The organism is Streptomyces sp. NPDC059009 (genome assembly GCF_042740175.1).
Lineage (GTDB): Bacteria > Actinomycetota > Actinomycetes > Streptomycetales > Streptomycetaceae > Streptomyces.
In genome coordinates this window covers 1-19,026 of sequence record NZ_JBHYJB010000024.1, presented here as the reverse complement: position 1 = coordinate 19,026, position 19,026 = coordinate 1, and the positions used below count along the sequence as shown (strand labels likewise).

Sequence of the window (19,026 nt, the reverse complement as noted above, 5' to 3'; positions counted from 1 at the left end):
CCCAGACTCGCGGCCCCGGGGCCGGGCCCTCACCCCGGCCCCGGAGGCCGCGAACTCCACTTTCTGCCAGCAGTACTTCGGGAGTTCCGTCATGGCTGTGCTTCTCGGTAGCGACATCCCCGTCCGTCCCCTCGGGTGCGAGGAGGACGCGGCCACCCCGGCCGCCGCCGCCACCCACCGGCCGGTCACCGGCTCCATCCACTCCTGGGACCTGTCCACGGGCGTCGACGGACCGGGCACCCGCTTCGTCACCTTCCTCTCGGGCTGCCCGCTGACCTGCCTGTACTGCCACAACCCCGACACCTGGCGGATGCGCGACGGCAAGCGCACCACGGCGGACGACGTGATCGCCGAGGCCGCCAAGTACACGAAGTTCATCTCGGCCGCGGGCGGCGGCGCCACCGTCAGCGGCGGCGAACCCCTCCTGCAGCCCGTCTTCACCGGCGAACTGCTGCACCGCCTCAAGCACGAGCTGGGCCTGCACACCGCCCTCGACACCTCCGGCTTCCTCGGCGCGCGCGCCACGGACGCGCTGCTGCGCGACGTCGACCTGGTGCTGCTCGACATCAAGTCCTGGGACCCCGACACCTACAAGAAGGTCACCGGGCGCCCGCTCCAGCCGACCCTCGACTTCGCCCGCCGTCTCGCCGACCTCGGCCAGGACGTCTGGGTCCGCTTCGTGCTCGTCCCGGGCCTGACCGACGACCCCGAGAACATCGAGGGCGTCGCCCGCTTCGCCGCCTCCCTCGGCAACATCTCCCGCGTCGACGTGCTGCCCTTCCACAAGCTGGGCGAGGCCAAGTGGCAGGCCCTCGGCAAGAACTTCACGCTGCACGACACCCCCTCGCCCACCCCGGACCAGGTGGCCGCAGCCAAGGAGATCTTCGAGGCCCAGGGCCTCAAGGCCGTCTGAGCACCGGGCCCGCTCCAAGGGCCCGGGCCACCCGAATGGCCCAGCGGACAGGCGGCCCCGGCAGGCCCTACCTACCGTGGCCCCATGAGTGCTCCCACCAGCCACAGGCGGACGGGCGACACCTACCGTCCCGGATCCACCATCGCGGAATGGCGTCCCGAGGACGACTCCTTCTGGCGGACGACCGGCAAGAAGGTCGCCAACCGCAATCTGTGGATCTCGATCCCGGCCCTGATGCTCGGCTTCGTCGTCTGGCAGGTCTGGTCGGTCACCGCCGTCCGCCTCAACGACGTCGGCTTCGGCCTCACCACGTCGCAGCTGTTCTGGCTGACGGCGATCCCGGGCATCACCGGCGGCACCTTCCGGATCCTCTACACCTTCATCGGGCCTATCTTCGGCGAGCGGAAGTTCACCGCGTTCTCCACGATCATCCTGATCGCCCCGATGCTGTGGCTGGGCTTCGCGCTGCAGGACACAGGAACCCCGTACTGGGAGCTGGCGCTGATCGCCGCGGTCTGCGGCATCGGCGGCGCCAACTTCTCCTCCTCCATGGCGAACATCGGCTTCTTCTTTCCCAAGCGGGAGAAGGGCAGCGCCAACGGCCTCAACGGCGGCCTCGGCAACCTCGGCGTCTCCGTCGTCCAGCTGGTCGCCCCGCTGGTCGTCACGGCGGCCGTCCTCGGCGCCCCGGCCGGCGACTCGCAGCGCGACACCGTCAAGAACAAGGACGTCTGGCTGCAGAACGGCGCCTTCCTCTGGGTACCGCTCCTGGTGATCATGGCGCTGCTCGCCTGGTTCTTCATGAACGACCTCAAGGTCGCCGCGGCCCCCTTCAGCCAGCAGAAGATCATCTTCAAGCGCAAGCACAACTGGCTGATGACCTGGCTCTACGTCGGCACCTTCGGCTCCTTCATCGGCTTCGCCGCGGGCCTGCCGCTGCTGATCAAGAACAACTTCGCCGCACAGGGCTACCAGGCCACCACCTACGCCTGGATCGGCCCCTTCGTCGGCGCGATCACCCGCTGGGCGGGCGGCTGGCTCTCGGACAAGATCGGCGGGGCCAGGGTGACGATGGTCGCCTTCGTCGGCATGGCGGCCTCGCTGATCGTGGTGATCAACGCCCTGCCGTCCGGCGGCAACCAGGGCAACTTCTGGGCCTTCTACGTCGGCTTCCTGTGCGCCTTCGCTTTCTCCGGCATCGGCAACGGCTCGACCTTCCGGCAGATCCCCGTGATCTTCCGGGACCACCACCTGAAGCAGGCTGAGGGCAAGGGCGCGGAGGCGGAGCAGGCCGCGCTGAAGCAGGCCGAGATGGAGGCGGGCGCCGTCACCGGCTTCTCCGCCGCGATCGCCGCGTACGGCTTCTTCTTCATCCCAGCGATGTTCGCGAACTTCGCCGTGACCAGTTCGCTCTGGCTGTTCATCGGCTTCTACGTCACGTGCCTGGCCGTCTGCTGGTGGTTCTACGCCCGCCCGGGCGCCGAGGCCCCGAGCTGACCCGGGGCGGGGGAGCACCCCACGGTCGTACCCTGGAGGCATGAGCACCGCCCCCGCCCCCGAACCGCGCGATCCGAAGGACGCGTCGTCGAAGAAGCCGCAGAACACGGCGCCGAAGAAGCCGAAGAACGGCCTGGTCTTCGACGACCCGCTGTCCCAGCAGTCCTCGGACGATACGGACCAGGGGTGGGGCGAGCGGCCTTCCAGCAGCGGCGACAGCGCCGCCGACCTGGCCCGCTTCCTCGACGAGAAGCCGCCCCACCACCTGTGAGGCTGCGCTAGCTCCCGCTGCCGGTCCCGCTGCCCGGGCTGTTCCCGCCCGAGCCGCGCTGCGCCACCACCGCGTCGCGGATCTCCTTGAGGACCTCCAGCTCGGTCACCTCCAGAATCTCCTGCGTGCCCTCCTTCGCGGCCTTCTGCGCGGCCTGCCGCGCCAGGTACTTGGCCATCGGCAGCACCATCAGGAAGTAGACGACGGCCGCGGTGATCAGGAAGCTGAGGACCGCGCTGAGCACGGAGCCCCACATGATCGGGATCCCGCTGTTGACCGTCCCGTCCTTCGCCACGTCGCACGGCGCTTTCAGGCACGAGCTGTAGTGGTCGAGATCCTTCGTGCCGAAGGCGCCGACGAGCGGGTTGATGACGCCCTTCACCACGGAGTTCACGATGTTCGTGAAGGCCGCGCCGATGACCACCGCGACCGCCAGGTCGATGACGTTGCCGCGCATCAAGAAGGCTTTGAAGCCCTCCCAGACGCCCGGTTCCTTCTTCTCGCTCACCACGAGACCTTTCGTTGCATGTGCGGTTGACGCCGGTGCGCATGGAGCGACCAGCATGGCAACCTACGGCAGGCCGTGGCAGCCCTGTCCAATTGGGCAACACGAACGAGGGACTTGACAGCGCGTCAGGCCGGGCGCTCGGGAAGCCTCCCGCGGTGTGGCTCAGCACAGCGTCACCGCCAGCCGTGACGTGGCCCCGGCTCCGGCAAGCCGCGTCGCCGTCGAGCGCGGCACCGAGAGGACCACCAACGCCCCGCCCTCGCCCGCGCTTTCCCGCGACTCGGGCACCTCGGACACTCGGGCGCCCGCCGCCACGACGCGTGGCGCCCCGCCTCCACCACTGTCCCCGGCGATGACGTCGACCCGGTCGCCGGGCCGCAGGAGCCGTGCCGCCCCGGCGTCCGCGATGCGCACTGGGGCCGTCACCCTCGCCTCGGCCGCCGACTGCTCTCGCGCGGGTGCGACGGCCACGCCCCGCCCGTCGTCCGGCCGCCCGCTCTGCGCCCGGGCCCGCCCGGCGTCCGGCGGGCCCGTGGCCGCGAGCGCGGCGGCGGTCATGGCGAGGCCCACGGCGATGACCCGCCGCCGCTGGCGCAGCAGTCGGCGCAGCCGCAGCCGGTCCCCGCGCACCCGCAGGGGCGGGAACAGCGGCACCTGCCCGACCTGTGGCGCGTCACCCGGGTACGGACGCGCGGGGAAAGGGACTTGGGTGGGGGAAGAGGACCGGTGAGAGAACTGGGCCATGGCGACCACCGCCTGCCGTGAGGAGCTCGGATTTCGATCTCACGATGCAGGCCCGCGCCACATCCCGCTGAGCCCCGTGCGCTACTCGCCGGTTGTGGACAACTCCCTCACCCGAAGGGGCAATTCGAGGGAGAAGTCACGGCAGCCGAATCCCCGGATCCATCCCACCCAGCGCCTGTGCGCACAGACAGTCCCGCTCACCCGTCGGCAGCGCGCCCACCGCGTCGAACAGCACGCCCCGCAGCCGGTCCACATTCGCCGAGAACACCCGCAGCACCTCGTCGTGCGAGACTCCCTCGCCGGTCTCCGCCCCCGCGTCCAGGTCCGTGACCAGCGTCAACGACGTGTAGCAGAGCTCGAGTTCACGGGCCAGGATCGCCTCGGGGTGGCCCGTCATGCCGACCACCGACCAGCCCTGCGCGGCATGCCAGCGCGACTCGGCCCGGGTCGAGAACCGCGGCCCCTCGATCACCACGAGCGTCCCGCCGTCCACCGGCTCCCAGTCCCGCCCGCGCGCCGCCTTCAGCGCGGCCCCCCGCCCGACGGGGCAGTACGGGTCGGCCAGCGACACATGCACCACGTTCGGCTCGGTCCCGTCCACGAGCGGCACCCCGTCGAAGTACGTCTGCGCACGGGACTTGGTGCGGTCCACGAGCTGGTCGGGCACCAGCAGCGTGCCCGGTCCGTACTCGGCGCGCAGCCCGCCCACCGCGCACGGGCCGAGCACCTGGCGCACTCCCACGGAGCGCAACGCCCACAGGTTCGCGCGGTAGTTGATGCGATGGGGCGGCAGATGGTGGCCGCGACCGTGCCGGGGCAGGAAGGCGACCCGCCGGCCCGCGACCTCGCCGAGGAAGAGGGAGTCGCTGGGTGCTCCGTAGGGGGTGTCCACCTGTATCTCGGTCACGTCCTCCAGGAACGAGTAGAAGCCCGAGCCGCCGATGACACCGATCTCCGCCTGCGCCGCGTTCGCCATGTCAGTCATGCCGAGCACAGTAGCCGGGCGGCACCAGGGCGCCGGAACGCCGAGGACCCCGCCGTCTCGTGACGGCGGGGTCCTCGGAAGAAGCGAGTGCGCTGCGCCTACGCGGCGGACGTGCTGGAGGAGCTGGACGACGAGCCGGAGGAGCCCGACGACGAGGAGGAGGACTTCGAGTCCGAGGACGAAGCCTTCTTGTCCGACGAGGAGGACGACGTGGACGTGGCGGACGACGACGAGGCAGGCGAGCTGCTCGACGACGAGCCACGGCTGTCGTTGCGGTAGAAGCCGGAGCCCTTGAAGACGATGCCGACGGCCGAGAACACCTTCTTGAGGCGTCCGTTGCAGTTCGGGCACACGGTCAGGGCGTCATCGGTGAACTTCTGCACCGCCTCGAGGCCCTCGCCGCACTCGGTGCACTGGTACTGGTACGTCGGCACTTGCTTCCTCCTGGCACTCTCACTCGATGAGTGCTAACGACGGTCCATAGTGACGTATTCCGCGAGATCAGTCCACCGTGACCGGAACTCGGTGACCCACGCCACGCGCCACCGTGCGCCCCGCGGGCCGCGGCACGAGCCGCGAACGCAGCGAGACGAGCACGACGAACGCCAGGGCCGTACCGCCGAGCGGCACCAGGAATCCGGCGCCGTCCCAGAAGCCGTCCTCCAGCTGACCGGCGACCGTGACCCCGGCCGCCTGCCCGAGCGCGACCGCTCCGGTGAGCCAGGTGAAGGCTTCGGTGCGGCCGGTCGGCGGGACCAGGCTGTCGACCAGGGTGTAGCCGGTGATCAGCGCGGGCGCGATGCAGACGCCCACAAGGAGGCCGAGCCCGGCGAGCAGCACCAAGGAGTGCGCGGCCCACAGGCCGGACGCCATCACGGTCAGCGCCGCGTACCCGACGACGAGGCGCCGCTGCGGGGCGACCTTCCAGGCGACGGCGCCGCACACGACTCCGGAGAGCATGTTGCCCGCCGCGAAGATGCCGTACAGAACGCCGTTCAGGCCGGGCTTGCCCATCGACTCCGTGAGGGCCGCGAGCGAGACCTGCATGCCGCCGAAGACGGCGCCGATCCCGAGGAACGTCACGATCAGGACGCGCACTCCGGGGATCCGCAGCGCCGAGACGTGCTCCACGCGCGCGTGCTCGTCGGATGCGGCCGCCGCCGACCGCGAGGGCACCGGCTGAGAGCCCTTCTGCGCCGCGAACAGCAGGCCGCCCACCAGGGTCAGCGCGGCCTCGGTGAAGAGCCCGGCCGAGGGGTGGAGGCCGGTGCACAGCGCCGTCGCGAAGAGCGGGCCGAGGACGAAGGTCAGCTCGTCGGTGACCGACTCGAAGGCGACCGCGGTCTGGGCCAGGGGAGTGCCGTGCAGCTTGACGCTCCAGCGGGCCCGCACCATGGGGCCGATCTGCGGGGTCGAGGCACCGGCGGGCACGGCGGCCGCGAAGAGCACCCACAAGGGGGCGTGGGAGAGCGCCAGGAGCGTCATGGCGAGCACGGACACGGAGTGGATGAGGACGCCGGGCAGCAGCACGGCGCGCTGCCCGAACCGGTCGGCGAACTTGCCGCTGAAGGGTGCGAACAGCGCCATCGAGACGCCGGTGACGGCGGAGACGGCGCCCGCGATCCCGTAGGAGCCGGTGGTGTGCTGCACCAGCAGCACGATGGAGATCGTCAGCATCGCGAACGGCTGACGTGCGGCGAAGCCGGGGAGCAGGAACGTCCAGGCGCCGCGGGTGCGCAGCAGCTGCCCGTACCCCGGGCGGGACGACTTCGAGGTGACCGTGGATGCCACGGCCCGTGCCTTTCTGCCGCCTGGTAGCGCGCCTGTGCGGGGGCGCCGAGAGCTGTCCTCTTGCGCGGAACTGCGGTAGATACCGGGCCGCCCACTGCGAGGGCACCGCGGCCGCCATACGGTCGCGCCAGCTCTGCTTCAGGCAGAGTTGGTTCGATCTGGGTGCCTTCATCGTACAGGGAGCGGCCCCGTCGGGCCTGCGATTGCGAGAAATGGAGCGCACGTCGCCTGGGATTGAACTCCTGGTAACCGCTACTTCGCGCCAGGAGACCTGCTGGTCCCCGCCCCCTGGTTCCCGCCGCGCGGCCCGTTCCCCGCCCCCAGCCAGCCGGCCAGCTTGCCGCCCCGGGTGACCGCGCGCAGCCGCTGCTCGGTGGCGTCCCGCACGGGGTCGGTCGCCACCACGAGGAGCTCGTCCCCGCGCCGCAGGACCGTCGTCGGGGACGGCACGAAGGACGTCTCGTCGCGGACGACGAGGGTGACGGCGGCGCCCTTGGGCAGCCGCAGCTCGCCGACCTCGACACCATGCATCCGCGAACCCTTGGGGATCGACACGGACAGGAGGTGCCCGCGCAGCCTCTCCAGGGGCGCCGATTCGATGCCCAGGTCGGCGGTCTCCGTGCCGTTGCCGAGCTCCAGCTTGCGGGCCAGCCAGGGCAGTGTGGGCCCCTGGATGAGGGTGTAGACGACCACGAGGACGAAGACGATGTTGAAGATCTTGGTGCTGTCCTCGACGCCGTTCACCATCGGGATGGTGGCCAGGATGATGGGCACGGCGCCGCGCAGGCCGGCCCAGGACATCAGGGCCTTCTCCTGCCAGGGCAGCCGGAACGGCAGCAGGCTGATGAAGACTTCGAGCGGCCGCGCCACCACCGTCAGGACCAGGCCGATGACGAGGGCGGGCCAGGTGTCGTCGAGCAGGTCGTGCGGGGTGACCAGCAGGCCGAGCAGCACGAACATGCCGATCTGCGCGATCCAGCCGAGCCCCTCCGCGAAGCCCCGGGTCGCGGGCCAGTGCGGCAGCTTGGCGTTGCCGAGCACCATCGACGCCAGGTAGACGGCGAGGAAGCCACTGCCGTGCGCCATGGCGCCGGCGGCGTACGCGGTGACCGCGATGGCCATGACCGCGATCGGGTAGAGGCCGGAGGCGGGCAGCGCCACGTGCCGCAGGCCGTAGGCGCCGAGCCAGCCGACCGCGAGGCCGATCGCCGCACCGATGGCCAGCTCCAGGGCGATCTCGCCGATGAGCACGTACCAGTGGTCCACCGGTCCGGCCGTGGAGAACGCCACCACCAGGATCACGACGGGGGCGTCGTTGAACCCCGACTCCGCCTCCAGGACGCCGGTCACGCGGGAGGGGAGCGGCACCTTGCGCAGCACGGAGAAGACCGCCGCCGCGTCGGTCGAGGAGACGACGGCGCCGATGATGAGTGCCTGGCGCCACTCGAGCCCGACCAGGTAGTGCGCGCCCGCCGCCGTGACGCCGACGCTGATCGCGACGCCTGCGAGGGAGAGCACCGCAGCCGCGGGCAACGCGGGCTTGATCTCTTTCCACTTGGTGCCGAGGCCGCCCTCGGCCAGGATCACGACGAGTGCCGCGTAGCCGATGACCTGCGTCAGTTCGGCGTTGTTGAACGTGACGTTGCCGACGCCGTCCTGGCCTATCGCGATGCCGATGCCCAGGTACAGCAGCAGGCTCGGCAGCCCGCTGCGCGACGAGACGCGTACCGCGGCGACCGCGATGAGCAGCACGAGCGAGCAGACGAGCAGGAGCTGGTTGAGGTGGTGGACAGTCAGGGGCCGTTCCTTCCTCCGTCACGAGCCAGGTACTTCGTTACCTTACCTAATCGTTTACGTTTCCTTGACGCCGCCCCCCACATCTTCGAACGTGCATCCGTTGCCGGTTCCTGACTCCGCGTCCGGGCGCGCACTGCCCTGCGCCTACAGTTGCTCCAGCGCTCCCAGAGCCGCCCAGCCGACAGCACAGCCCGCCCTGCCGCTCGCGAAGGACAGCAAGGACAGCGATGCCCTCCAACACCAACGCCTCTTCCGGCCATAAGTCGGGCAAGAAGAAGGGGCGCCGAGCCCGACTCATCGTGATCGTCCTGGTCCTGGCCATCGTGGGGGGCATCGGCTTCGGCGCGTACTGGAGCATCAGCACGGTGCGTGCCTCCTTCCCGCAGACGAAGGGCACGATCAAGCTCGAGGGCCTCGCCGGTCCCGTCGACGTCAAGCGCGACGGCAACGGCATCCCGCAGATCTACGCCAACTCCGACGCCGACCTCTTCATGGCGCAGGGTTACGTCCAGGCGCAGGACCGCTTCTGGGAGATGGACGTACGCCGTCATATGACCTCCGGGCGGCTCTCCGAGATGTTCGGCAAGAGCCAGGTCAAGACCGATGAGTTCCTGCGCACCCTCGGCTGGCACCGGGTGGCGCAGGAGGAGTACGACTCCAAGCTCTCGCCGGAGACCAAGAAGTACCTCCAGGCGTACTCCAAGGGAGTCAACGCCTACCTGAACGGCAAGAGCGGCAAGGAGCTCTCCGTCGAGTACGCGGCGCTGAGCTTCGAGAACGACTACGCGCCGCAGAAGTGGACGCCCGTCGACTCCGTGGCCTGGCTCAAGGCCATGGCCTGGGACCTGCGCGGCAACATGCAGGACGAGATCGACCGTTCTCTGATGACGAGCCGCCTCGGCCCGAAGCAGATCGACGACCTGTACCCGAAGTACCCGTACAAGCGGAACAAGCCGATCGTCCAGGAGGGCGCCTACAACAGCGCCACAAACTCCTACGACGACAAGGCCACGGGCACCCAGGGCGCCTCCACGGGCGGTGCGGCGGGCACCGGGCTCGCGGGGAACACCCAGGCGCCCAGCGGCCTCCAGTCGCAGCTCTCGGGCCTCTCCAAGATCCTGGAGCGGGTCCCCTCCGCGGGCCTCGGCCCGAACGGCAACGGCATCGGCTCCAACTCCTGGGTGGTCTCCGGGGACCACACCATCACCGGCAAGCCGCTGCTCGCCAACGACCCGCACCTGGCGCCCCAGCTGCCGTCCGTCTGGTACCAAATGGGCCTGCACTGCCGCTCGGTCTCCTCGAACTGCCAGTACGACGTCTCCGGGTACACGTTCTCCGGGATGCCGGGCGTGGTCATCGGCCACAACAAGGACATCGCCTGGGGGATGACCAACCTCGGCGCGGACGTGACCGACCTCTACCTGGAGAAGTTCAGCGGGGACGGCTACCAGTACGACAACAAGACGCTGCCCTTCAAGACCCGCGAGGAGACCATCAAGGTCGCCGGCGGCAGTCCCAAGAAGATCACCGTCCGCGAGACCAACAACGGCCCCCTGGTGTCCGACCGCGACGACGAGCTGGTCAAGGTCGGCAAGAAGGCCACCGTCGACACCGCGGCCCCCGACCGGGGCGACGGCTACGGAGTCGCGCTGCGCTGGACCGCGCTCTCCCCGGGCCGCTCCATGGACGCCGTCTTCGAGCTGAACAAGGCCAAGGACTGGCAGGAGTTCCGCAAGGCGGCCGCCTCCTTCGAGGTGCCCTCGCAGAACCTCATCTACGCCGACACCAAGGGCAACATCGGCTACCAGGCGCCCGGCAAGATCCCGGTCCGCGGCAAGGGCGACGGCGCGCTCCCCGCGCCCGGCTGGGACTCCGCCTACAAGTGGACCAAGTACATCCCGCAGGGCGCGCTGCCGTACGAGTACAACCCGAAGCGCGGCTACATCGTGACCGCCAACCAGGCCGTGGTCGACCCGGACAAGTACCCGTACAAGCTCACCTCGGACTGGGGCTACGGAGCGCGCAGCCAGCGCATCGACGACCTCATCAAGTCGAAGATCAAGAACGGCGGCAAGATCTCCACCGAGGACATGCGCCTCATGCAGATGGACAACAGCAGCGAGATCGCCAAGCTGCTCACGCCCTACCTGCTCAAGATCGACGTCTCGGACGACAAGTACGTCCGTGAGGCGCAGAAGCTCCTGGAGGGCTGGGACTACACCCAGGACGCCGACTCGGCGGCCGCCGCGTACTTCAACGCGGTCTGGCGCAGCCTCCTGAAGCTCGCCATCGGCAACAAGCTCCCCAAGGAGCTGCGCGTCAAGGGGCAGTGCCTGAACGTCGAACCGGCCGGCAACACCGGCCCGGCGGACGAGGACCGCAAGGTGCGCGAGTGCGGCGAGCGCGACGCCGACTCGGCCCAGCCGGACGGCGGCGACCGCTACTTCGAGGTCATCCGCAAGATCCTCAAGGACGAGAAGAACGACTGGTGGAAGTCGCCCAAGACCCGCCTCGACGGTGAGACCAAGACCCGCGACCAGCTGCTCAAGCGGGCCATGGCGGACGCCCGCTGGGACCTGACGGCCAAGCTGGGCAAGGACGCCGACACGTGGAGCTGGGGCCGTCTGCACCGCCTCACGCTGAAGAACCAGACGCTCGGCACCGAGGGCCCCGGCTGGCTCCAGTTCATCCTCAACCGCGGCCCCTGGAACCTCGGTGGCGGTGAGGCGGCGGTCAACGCCACCGGCTGGAACGCGGCGGGCGGCTACGGAGTGCAGTGGGTGCCGTCGATGCGGATGGTGGTGAACCTGGAGGACCTCGACAAGTCCAAGTGGATCAACCTCACCGGCGCCTCCGGGCACGCGTACAGCGCGCACTACACCGACCAGACGGGCAAGTGGGCCAAGGGTGAACTCCTGCCGTGGGCCTACTCGAAGGACGCCGTCGACAACAGCACGAGCGACACGTTGGTGCTCACGCCCGACAGCTAGCCGTCCGGTGATTGTTCAACTGGCCCTCCACGCGCGCGTGGAGGGCCAGTTCGCGTGAGAGCCGGGGCTCAGCCGAAGTGCCGTACCCCTGCGGGCGTCACCACGGCGCGCACCGGCCGGTCGTGCGCCTCCGCGGGGACGTGGGCGACCACTTCGGAGTCGTAAAGAAGCACGACGAGCGCGGGATCGACGCCCTCGCGCTCCAGCCGTGCGAGCACCCGGTCGTACGAGCCCCCGCCGCGTCCGAGCCGCATCCCGCGCCCGTCCACCGCGAGCCCCGGCAGCAGCACGACGTCCGCCTCCAGGACGGCGTCCGGCCCCAGGGGCGACCCCGAGGGCTCCAACAGTGCCATTTTTCTGGCATGTTGTACGCGCACGAGTGAGCCCTCGCCGCCGTACGTCCCCCAGTCCAGATCGTTGTCCGGGAGCAGCACGGGCAGCAGGACCCGCGTCCCGCGCGCGTGGAGGGCGTCCAGGAGGGCGCGGGTGCCGGGCTCGCCGCCCACCGAGACATACGCGGCGACGGTGCCCGCTCCGGCCAGCTCCGGTAGCTCCAGAGCCCGTTCGGCGAGAACCGCGGCGGCCTTCTGTGCGTCATCCTCAGTCAACCGGCGTCTTACCGCGAGGACTTCCGCGCGCAATGTCCTCTTGGTTGCCTTGCCGGACGCGGCCTGATCCGTCATGTCGCCCCCTGTGTGATCCATAGCGAACTCACAAACCCTTCCTAGTTGGCCCATACCAGAGCCAATGTTCCGGAGCCACAGATTCCGCACATAGGCACCGGTTATGGTTACGGCATGACTGAGTCTCGCCCCCCACGGATCACCAAGGCTGTCATTCCGGCAGCCGGTCTCGGCACGCGTTTCCTGCCCGCCACCAAGGCCACTCCGAAGGAGATGCTGCCGGTCGTCGACAAGCCGGCGATCCAGTACGTGGTCGAGGAGGCCGTCGGCGCGGGCCTCGATGACGTCCTCATGATCACGGGCCGCAACAAGCGCCCCCTGGAGGACCACTTCGACCGCAACTACGAGCTGGAGTCGGCCCTCCTGAAGAAGGGCGACGAGGCCCGCCTCGCCAAGGTCCAGGAGTCCAGCGACCTGGCGACCATGCACTACGTCCGCCAGGGCGACCCCAGGGGCCTCGGGCACGCCGTCCTGTGCGCGGCCCCGCACGTCGGCCACGAGCCGTTCGCCGTCCTCCTCGGCGACGATCTGATCGACCCCCGCGACCCGCTGCTCGCGCGCATGGTCGAGGTCCAGGAGCGGCACGGCGGCAGCGTCATCGCGCTCATGGAGGTCGAGCCCGAGCAGATCCACCTCTACGGCTGCGCGGCCGTGGAGCCCACGGCCGACGGTGACGTCGTGAAGGTGACCGACCTGGTCGAGAAGCCGGACGCGGCGGACGCGCCCAGCAACTACGCGATCATCGGCCGCTATGTCCTGGACCCGCACGTCTTCGACATACTGCGCAAGACCGAGCCGGGCCGCGGCGGCGAGATCCAGCTCACGGACGCCCTCCAGCAGCTCGCGGCCGACGAGAAGGTCGGTGGCCCGGTGCACGGCGTCGTCTTCAAGGGCCGCCGCTATGACACCGGTGACCGGGGCGACTATCTGCGTGCCATTGTCAGACTCGCGTGCGAACGTGAAGACCTGGGCCCCGACTTCCGGACCTGGCTTCGCAGTTACGTCACCGAGGAGATGTAGCACCTTGAGCAGCGCGACCCCGCACCACACCGGTCAGCACCACCTCTGGTCGGTGGACGAGCACTTGGACGACATCCTCGCGACCGTCCGCCCGCTCGAGCCCATCGAGCTGCAACTCCTCGACGCTCAGGGCTGCGTCCTCGTCGAGGACGTCACGGTGCCGGTCTCGCTGCCCCCCTTCGATAACAGCTCCATGGACGGGTACGCGGTGCGGGTCGCCGATGTCGCGGGCGCGAGCGAGGAGTTCCCCGCCGTCCTGACCGTCATCGGTGACGTGGCCGCGGGCCAGGGCGAGCAGCCCACGGTCGGCCCGGGCCAGGCCGCCCGGATCATGACCGGCGCCCCGCTGCCGCCCGGCGCCGAGGCCGTCGTCCCCGTGGAGTGGACCGACGGCGGCCTGGGCGAGGGCCCCGCCTCCGGGATGCGCGCCCACAGCGCCGCCCCCGAGGGCGCCTCCGGCGAGGTCCGCGTGCACCGCCCGGCACAGGCCCGCGCCCATGTCCGCGCGCGGGGCAGCGACGTCCAGGCGGGCGACCGCGCCCTGTCGGCGGGCACGGTGCTCGGGGCGCCGCAGGTCGCCCTCCTCGCCGCGATCGGCCGCGGCACCGTGAAGGTGCGCCCACGCCCGCGCGTGGTGGTGCTCTCCACGGGTTCCGAACTGGTCCAGCCCGGCGAGGAGTTGGCGGACGGCCAGATCTACGACTCGAACAGCTTCGCCCTCACCGCCGCTGCCCGCGACGCGGGAGCGATCGCCTACCGCGTGGGCGCGGTGGCCGACGACGCCGAGACGCTGCGCGCCACCATCGAGGACCAGCTGATCCGCGCCGACCTCATCGTCACCACGGGCGGCGTCAGCGTCGGCGCGTACGACGTGGTGAAGGAGGCCCTCACCGCCATCGGCGACCCGGACGACGAGGAGGGCATCGGCGCGGGCAGCGGCGTCGAGTTCCGCAAGCTCGCCATGCAGCCGGGCAAGCCGCAGGGCTTCGGCTCCATCGGCCCCGACCACACCCCGCTGCTCGCCCTGCCGGGCAACCCCGTCTCCTCGTACGTCTCCTTCGAGATCTTCGTCCGGCCCGCCGTGCGCACCCTGATGGGCCTGCCCGAGGTCCACCGCCCCACCGTCCGCGCGGCCCTGACGACCGACAAGGCGCTCACCTCCCCCTCCGGAAAGCGCCAGTTCCTGCGCGGCCGGTACGACGCGGAGGCGGGCACCGTCGCCCCCGTCGGCGGCTCCGGATCGCACCTCATCGCCGCCCTCGCGCACGCGGACGCGCTGATCGTCGTCCCCGAGGACACCACGTCGGTGGAGCCGGGAGCGGACGTCGAAGTGGTGCTGCTCGGCTGACGCCCCCTCCCGCGCGGTACCGTGTCGCGCACAACAGGCCCCGCGTGCCGCGCCACCAGGGGCCCGGACCGGGAGCGCCACAGCACATGACCGCCATTTCCCGGGGGGAGACCCCCGGACCCCCTGAGCAGCAGCGACTGACGCACATCGACGAAGCGGGCGCCGCCCGCATGGTCGACGTCTCCGAGAAGGACGTGACCGCGCGCACCGCCCGCGCCAGCGGCCGCGTCCTCGTCTCCCCCCGTGTGATCGAGCTGCTGCGCGGCGAGGGAGTCCCCAAGGGCGACGCCCTGGCCACCGCGCGGATCGCGGGCATCATGGGCGCCAAGCGCACCCCCGACCTGATCCCGCTCTGCCACCCGCTGGCGGTCTCCGGAGTGAAGCTCGACCTCTCCGTGGCGGACGACGCCGTGGAGATCCTCGCCACGGTGAAGACGACGGACCGCACGGGCGTCGAGATGGAGGCCCTCACCGCGGTGAGCGTCGCGGCCCTCACCGTCATCGACATGGTGAAGGCCGTCGACAAGGGCGCCGTCATCACCGACGTACGGGTGGAGGAGAAGACCGGCGGCAAGTCCGGTACGTGGAGCCGCGAAGGAACCGGCGCATGAGCGCGCCCTACCGCGCCCTCGTCGTGACGGCCTCGAACCGCGCGGCGGCCGGGGTCTACGAGGACAAGGGCGGCCCGATCATCGCCGAGGGCCTCAGGAAGCTCGGCTTCGAGGTCGAGGGGCCCCAAGTCGTCCCGGACGGCGACCCGGTGGAGCAGGCCCTGCGCGCGGGCGCCGAGGCCGCGTACGACGTCATCCTGACCACCGGCGGCACCGGCGTCTCACCCACCGACAAGACACCGGAGGCCACGCGCCGCGTCATCGACCACGAGGTCCCCGGCATCCCCGAGGCGATCCGTGCGTACGGCCGCGAGAAGGTCCCGACGGCGGTGCTCTCGCGCGGCCTCGCCGGAGTCGCGGGCCGCACCCTGATCGTCAACCTGCCGGGCTCGACCGGTGGCGTACGGGACGGCCTCGCCGTCCTGGAGCCCCTGTTGACGCACGCCGTCGACCAGCTGCGGGGCGGCGACCACCCCCGGCCGGACGGGCCCGCCGGGGGTGCGAGCTGAACACGCCCTCCTGGCCCGTCGAGCTGCGGGACGGCGACATCGCCCTCCGCCCCATAAAGATGCGCGACCAGCGGGCCTGGCGTGAGGTCAACCGGCGCAACAGGGACTGGCTGCGCCCCTGGGAGGCGACCATCCCGCCGCCCACGCCCAGCGGCCCCGTCGCCCACCGCCCGACGTACCGTCAGATGGTCCGCCACCTGCGCGCGGAGGCCAACGCGGGGCGCATGCTGCCCTTCGTCATCGAGTACCAGGGCCGCCTGGTCGGGCAGTTGACGGTCGCCGGGATCACCTGGGGCTCGATGTGCTCGGGCCACGTCGGCTACTGGGTCGACGAGTCGGTGGCGGGGCGCGGAGTGATGCCCACAGCGGTGGCGCTCGCGGTCGACCACTGCTTCAGGACCGTGGGTCTGCACCGCATCGAAGTCTGCATTCGGCCGGAGAACGGGCCGAGCCGCCGGGTCGTCGAGAAACTCGGATTCCGCGAAGAAGGACTGCGTCCACGCTATCTCCACATCGACGGAGCCTGGCGCGACCATCTCGTGTTCGCGCTCACCGCGGAAGAGGTGCCGGAAGGGCTGCTGCGCCGCTGGCACCAGGCACGACCCCGAAAGACGGCCTAGACCGGTACTCGTCCCGGCCTAAATAAAATAAGTGTTCGAAATTGATCGCTGAACGACCGTCTCGAAGCTGCCTGAGCCATTAAATTCGCCGTCTCGGCGGCCTGTTGATCGCATCAGTCACAAAAAAAGTTCGAGATATCAGCCAGATCGTGCGACACACCGGCCCAATTGGCAGATGGCCTCACGCAAACCCCTCTACCGTGTGAGGCGTGAGCAGCAGCGGCCTCATCTACGCAGTCATCGTCGGGGCCTGGGCCGCCTACTTGGTGCCGATGTGGCTCCGTAGGCAGGACGAGCTCAATGAAGCCCGTCCGACGGAACGCTTCAGCACCGCCATCCGGCTGCTGTCCGGACGGGCGGGGATGGAGCGCCGATACGCCAAGGACCTGCAAGCGCGCTCGCCTGAAGAGGGGGAGTCGCGCGGCGACCCGGACGGCGCCACCGGTTCGGTGGACGTCCGGTCCTTTGCCGCGCCTCCGTCCCGGCAGGAAGCGCGTCCCGAAGCGCGGGCCGACGTGCGGGCCGAAGTGCCGCACGAGGAGCGCGCCGAGCCGCCCGCCGAGGAGCGGGTCAGGCCCAAGTCCCCGGAGCGGCACGGGCAACAGGGACAGCAAGGGCAGCAGGCACAGCACGGGCAGCAGGGGCAGTCGGTGTCCGGCAGACGCGTCAGTCCGGCGGAGGCCGCCGCGCGCGCCCGGCGCTCGAAGGTGCTCGCGCGCCGTCGGCGCACGACAGTGATGCTGTTCCTCGCCTTCACGCTGGGCGCGATCGTCGCCGCGGTCGGCGGGCTCGCGTTCCTCTGGGCGCCTGCCGCGCCCGCTCTCCTGCTGAGCGCGTACATCGTGTATCTGCGCGGGCAGGAGCGGCGTCGCTTCACGTACACGATGGACCGGCGCCGGGCCGAGGTCGCGGCGCAGCGGCTGCGGGAGCGCGAACGGCAGCCGCGCAGGCGGGTGTCGACGACGGAGCCGGTCGCGGCCGACGAGGCGGAGGAGGGACCGGCGCCCGAGACGGAGACCGGGCTCTCCGCGCTCGCCGCCGACCGCCGCGCCCTCGTCGAGCAGACCGACCACGCGGAGTGGGTCGACCAGCAGCGCGAGCGGCAGCGCGGTCCGGGGCGCGGTGACAGCTGGGACCCGGTGCCCGTGCCGCTGCCGACGTATGTGACCGCTCCGGTCGCCCCGCGTGCCACCGGGTCGGTGGACCTCGGTGCTCCCGATGCGTGGAGTTCGGCGCGGTCCAGCACGGTGGAGCCGACGGCGGCGGCCGATGCTGCTGCCGCGGCTTCCGCTGCCGAGCAGCGGAAGGCCGGGGAGGCCGGAGGCGCTGGAGGTGCTGGGAGTGCTGGAAGCGCTGAGGGGGGTGATGCGGACAGTGCCGACGGTGCGAGTGGTGGGCGCAGTGATGCGCGGCGGGCCGCCTCCGCGCGGCGGGCCCGCGAGCGGGGCCGCACCCCGCTGTTCGACCAGTACGCCGACGGTGACCGGCCGCGTGCGGCCAACGAATGAGCGAGCGGATGAGCGACCGGTGAGCGGCGTGTGAGACGTCGTGAGGTCCGCCGTCCTGACCAGCCAGGAACGGATTTCCAAGCACCCGGATGGGGATGCTAGAGTTTCACTCGTTGCAAGGGCCTGTGGCGCAGTCCGGTAGCGCACCTCGTTCGCATCGAGGGGGCCAGGGGTTCAAATCCCCTCAGGTCCACTGCACAAGAGATCCCGTCCGATCATTCTGATCGGGCGGGATTTCGTCGTTTCCGGGTGGGGTGGAGGACTTGATGGTGAACGGCACGGTGGTCGTGAGCGGGGTCACGCTTCAGTATGACGACCATGGGCCTGAGGCGGGGGTGCCCGTCGTTCTGGTCCATGGGCATCCGTTCGACCGGACGCTGTGGGCGCCGCAGGCCGAGGTGCTCGCCGCGGCCGGGTACCGGGTGATCGTGCCCGATCTGCGGGGGTACGGGGAGAGCGAGGTCGTGCGGGGGAAGGTGCTGCTCGGGGACTTCGCCGATGACATCGCGGGGTTGCTCGACCGGCTCGGTCTGGACCGGGTGGTGATCGGTGGGGTCTCCATGGGCGGGCAGATCACGATGGAGTTCCAGCACCGGCATCCGGAGCGGGTGCGGGGGCTCGTGCTCTGTGACACCTCGCCCGTCGCCGAGACCGAGGAGGGCCGTGCCTTCCGCAACGGCCTCGCGGACCGGCTGCTCGCTGAGGGGATGGGCGGGTACGCGGACGAGGTGATCGACAAGATGATTGCGCCCCGGAATGTTGTCGCGCTGCCGGATGTTGCCGCGCATGTCCTCGGGATGATGCGCGGTACCGATCCGGAGGGTGCCGCGGCGGCGCTGCGGGGGCGGGCCGAGCGGCGCGATCATCGCGACACCCTCGCCGGGGTCCGGGTGCCCACGCTGATCGTGGTCGGTGCGGATGACGTCTATACGCCCGTCGCCGATGCCGAGGCCATGCGTGAGCTGATCCCGCATGCGGTGCTCGTCGTGGTCGAGGGGGCGGGGCACCTGCCCAACCTGGAGCGGGCGGAGCGGGTGAGTGCGGAGCTGGTGGGGTTCCTCGACTCGGGTGTGCGTGGGCTGAGTTGAGGTTGAGGGGGCGGCCGTTCGGCTCGTGGGTGCGTGCGGGCCGGTGGTGGGTGGGGCGGGGTGGGGACGCGGCGGTATGTCCGTCCTCGAAAAGCCGGGGGCGCCGGACGAGTTCATGAGTACTGGCTTGGGTGGGGTGCTGT

General features: G+C 70.5%; 18 protein-coding genes and 1 tRNA gene. 12 read left to right on the top strand and 7 right to left on the bottom strand.

Features of this window, described 5'->3' with window-relative positions; genetic code table 11:
• Window positions 1-91 precede the first annotated feature (91 nt).
• From pflA to ACFWYM_RS23450, 3 genes are all read left to right on the top strand, one after another.
• Window positions 92-913 (top strand): pyruvate formate-lyase-activating protein, encoded by an 822-nt coding sequence (pflA, locus tag ACFWYM_RS23460; protein WP_384840427.1) that lies wholly within the window; start codon window positions 92-94, stop codon window positions 911-913.
• Window positions 914-997: 84 nt separating this feature from the next.
• Window positions 998-2,410: a NarK family nitrate/nitrite MFS transporter gene (locus tag ACFWYM_RS23455; protein WP_384840424.1), complete on the top strand. Its 1,413-nt coding sequence runs from the start codon at window positions 998-1,000 to the stop codon at window positions 2,408-2,410.
• 40 nt (window positions 2,411-2,450) lie between these two features.
• Complete coding sequence (locus ACFWYM_RS23450; RefSeq protein WP_384840421.1) at window positions 2,451-2,681, top strand: hypothetical protein; 231 nt, start codon at window positions 2,451-2,453, stop codon at window positions 2,679-2,681.
• Window positions 2,682-2,688: 7 nt separating this feature from the next.
• On the opposite strand, the gene mscL is transcribed toward ACFWYM_RS23450, so the two are convergent.
• The 6 genes from mscL to ACFWYM_RS23420 all read right to left on the bottom strand — a co-directional run bounded on the left by mscL (window position 2,689) and on the right by ACFWYM_RS23420 (window position 8,506).
• Window positions 2,689-3,189: a large conductance mechanosensitive channel protein MscL gene (mscL, locus tag ACFWYM_RS23445; protein WP_384840418.1), complete on the bottom strand. Its 501-nt coding sequence runs from the start codon at window positions 3,187-3,189 to the stop codon at window positions 2,689-2,691.
• A 162-nt stretch (window positions 3,190-3,351) separates the two neighbouring features.
• On the bottom strand, window positions 3,352-3,843 hold the full coding sequence (locus ACFWYM_RS23440; protein ID WP_384840416.1) for a hypothetical protein: 492 nt from the start codon (window positions 3,841-3,843) through the stop codon (window positions 3,352-3,354).
• Between the two features lie 226 nt (window positions 3,844-4,069).
• Complete coding sequence (locus ACFWYM_RS23435) at window positions 4,070-4,909, bottom strand: S-methyl-5'-thioadenosine phosphorylase (RefSeq protein ID WP_384840730.1); 840 nt, start codon at window positions 4,907-4,909, stop codon at window positions 4,070-4,072.
• Between the two features lie 107 nt (window positions 4,910-5,016).
• A complete protein-coding gene (locus tag ACFWYM_RS23430) occupies window positions 5,017-5,352 on the bottom strand; it encodes an FmdB family zinc ribbon protein (RefSeq protein WP_384840412.1) in 336 nt (111 codons plus the stop codon).
• A 67-nt stretch (window positions 5,353-5,419) separates the two neighbouring features.
• On the bottom strand, window positions 5,420-6,709 hold the full coding sequence (locus ACFWYM_RS23425; protein ID WP_384840410.1) for an MFS transporter: 1,290 nt from the start codon (window positions 6,707-6,709) through the stop codon (window positions 5,420-5,422).
• A 252-nt stretch (window positions 6,710-6,961) separates the two neighbouring features.
• Window positions 6,962-8,506 carry a potassium/proton antiporter gene (locus ACFWYM_RS23420; RefSeq protein WP_384840728.1) on the bottom strand — a complete coding sequence of 515 codons (1,545 nt, stop codon included), beginning with the start codon at window positions 8,504-8,506 and terminating at the stop codon, window positions 6,962-6,964.
• Window positions 8,507-8,733: 227 nt separating this feature from the next.
• On the opposite strand from ACFWYM_RS23420, the gene ACFWYM_RS23415 reads away from it, so the two are divergent.
• Window positions 8,734-11,496 (top strand): penicillin acylase family protein, encoded by a 2,763-nt coding sequence (locus tag ACFWYM_RS23415; RefSeq protein ID WP_384840407.1) that lies wholly within the window; start codon window positions 8,734-8,736, stop codon window positions 11,494-11,496.
• A 68-nt stretch (window positions 11,497-11,564) separates the two neighbouring features.
• On the opposite strand, the gene ACFWYM_RS23410 is transcribed toward ACFWYM_RS23415, so the two are convergent.
• Window positions 11,565-12,179: a 5-formyltetrahydrofolate cyclo-ligase gene (locus ACFWYM_RS23410; RefSeq protein WP_384840404.1), complete on the bottom strand. Its 615-nt coding sequence runs from the start codon at window positions 12,177-12,179 to the stop codon at window positions 11,565-11,567.
• Window positions 12,180-12,293: 114 nt separating this feature from the next.
• Here ACFWYM_RS23410 and galU point away from each other — a divergent pair, with 114 nt between their 5' ends.
• From galU to ACFWYM_RS23370, 8 genes are all read left to right on the top strand, one after another.
• Complete coding sequence (gene galU, locus ACFWYM_RS23405) at window positions 12,294-13,199, top strand: UTP--glucose-1-phosphate uridylyltransferase GalU (protein WP_384840401.1); 906 nt, start codon at window positions 12,294-12,296, stop codon at window positions 13,197-13,199.
• 4 nt (window positions 13,200-13,203) lie between these two features.
• Window positions 13,204-14,547 (top strand): gephyrin-like molybdotransferase Glp, encoded by a 1,344-nt coding sequence (gene glp, locus ACFWYM_RS23400; protein ID WP_384840398.1) that lies wholly within the window; start codon window positions 13,204-13,206, stop codon window positions 14,545-14,547.
• An 86-nt stretch (window positions 14,548-14,633) separates the two neighbouring features.
• Window positions 14,634-15,158 carry a cyclic pyranopterin monophosphate synthase MoaC gene (gene moaC, locus ACFWYM_RS23395; protein WP_384840395.1) on the top strand — a complete coding sequence of 175 codons (525 nt, stop codon included), beginning with the start codon at window positions 14,634-14,636 and terminating at the stop codon, window positions 15,156-15,158.
• Window positions 15,155-15,667 carry a molybdenum cofactor biosynthesis protein B gene (locus ACFWYM_RS23390; RefSeq protein ID WP_384840393.1) on the top strand — a complete coding sequence of 171 codons (513 nt, stop codon included), beginning with the start codon at window positions 15,155-15,157 and terminating at the stop codon, window positions 15,665-15,667. Before moaC ends, ACFWYM_RS23390 begins: the two co-directional genes overlap by 4 nt.
• Window positions 15,664-16,287: a GNAT family N-acetyltransferase gene (locus tag ACFWYM_RS23385; RefSeq protein WP_384840724.1), complete on the top strand. Its 624-nt coding sequence runs from the start codon at window positions 15,664-15,666 to the stop codon at window positions 16,285-16,287. Before ACFWYM_RS23390 ends, ACFWYM_RS23385 begins: the two co-directional genes overlap by 4 nt.
• Window positions 16,288-16,496: 209 nt before the next feature.
• Window positions 16,497-17,795: a gephyrin-like molybdotransferase receptor GlpR gene (gene glpR, locus ACFWYM_RS23380; protein ID WP_384840390.1), complete on the top strand. Its 1,299-nt coding sequence runs from the start codon at window positions 16,497-16,499 to the stop codon at window positions 17,793-17,795.
• A 119-nt stretch (window positions 17,796-17,914) separates the two neighbouring features.
• Window positions 17,915-17,988 (top strand) — tRNA-Ala (locus ACFWYM_RS23375).
• Between the two features lie 73 nt (window positions 17,989-18,061).
• Window positions 18,062-18,883, top strand: coding sequence for an alpha/beta fold hydrolase (locus ACFWYM_RS23370; protein ID WP_384840387.1), 822 nt, complete (start codon window positions 18,062-18,064; stop codon window positions 18,881-18,883).
• Window positions 18,884-19,026 lie beyond the last annotated feature (143 nt).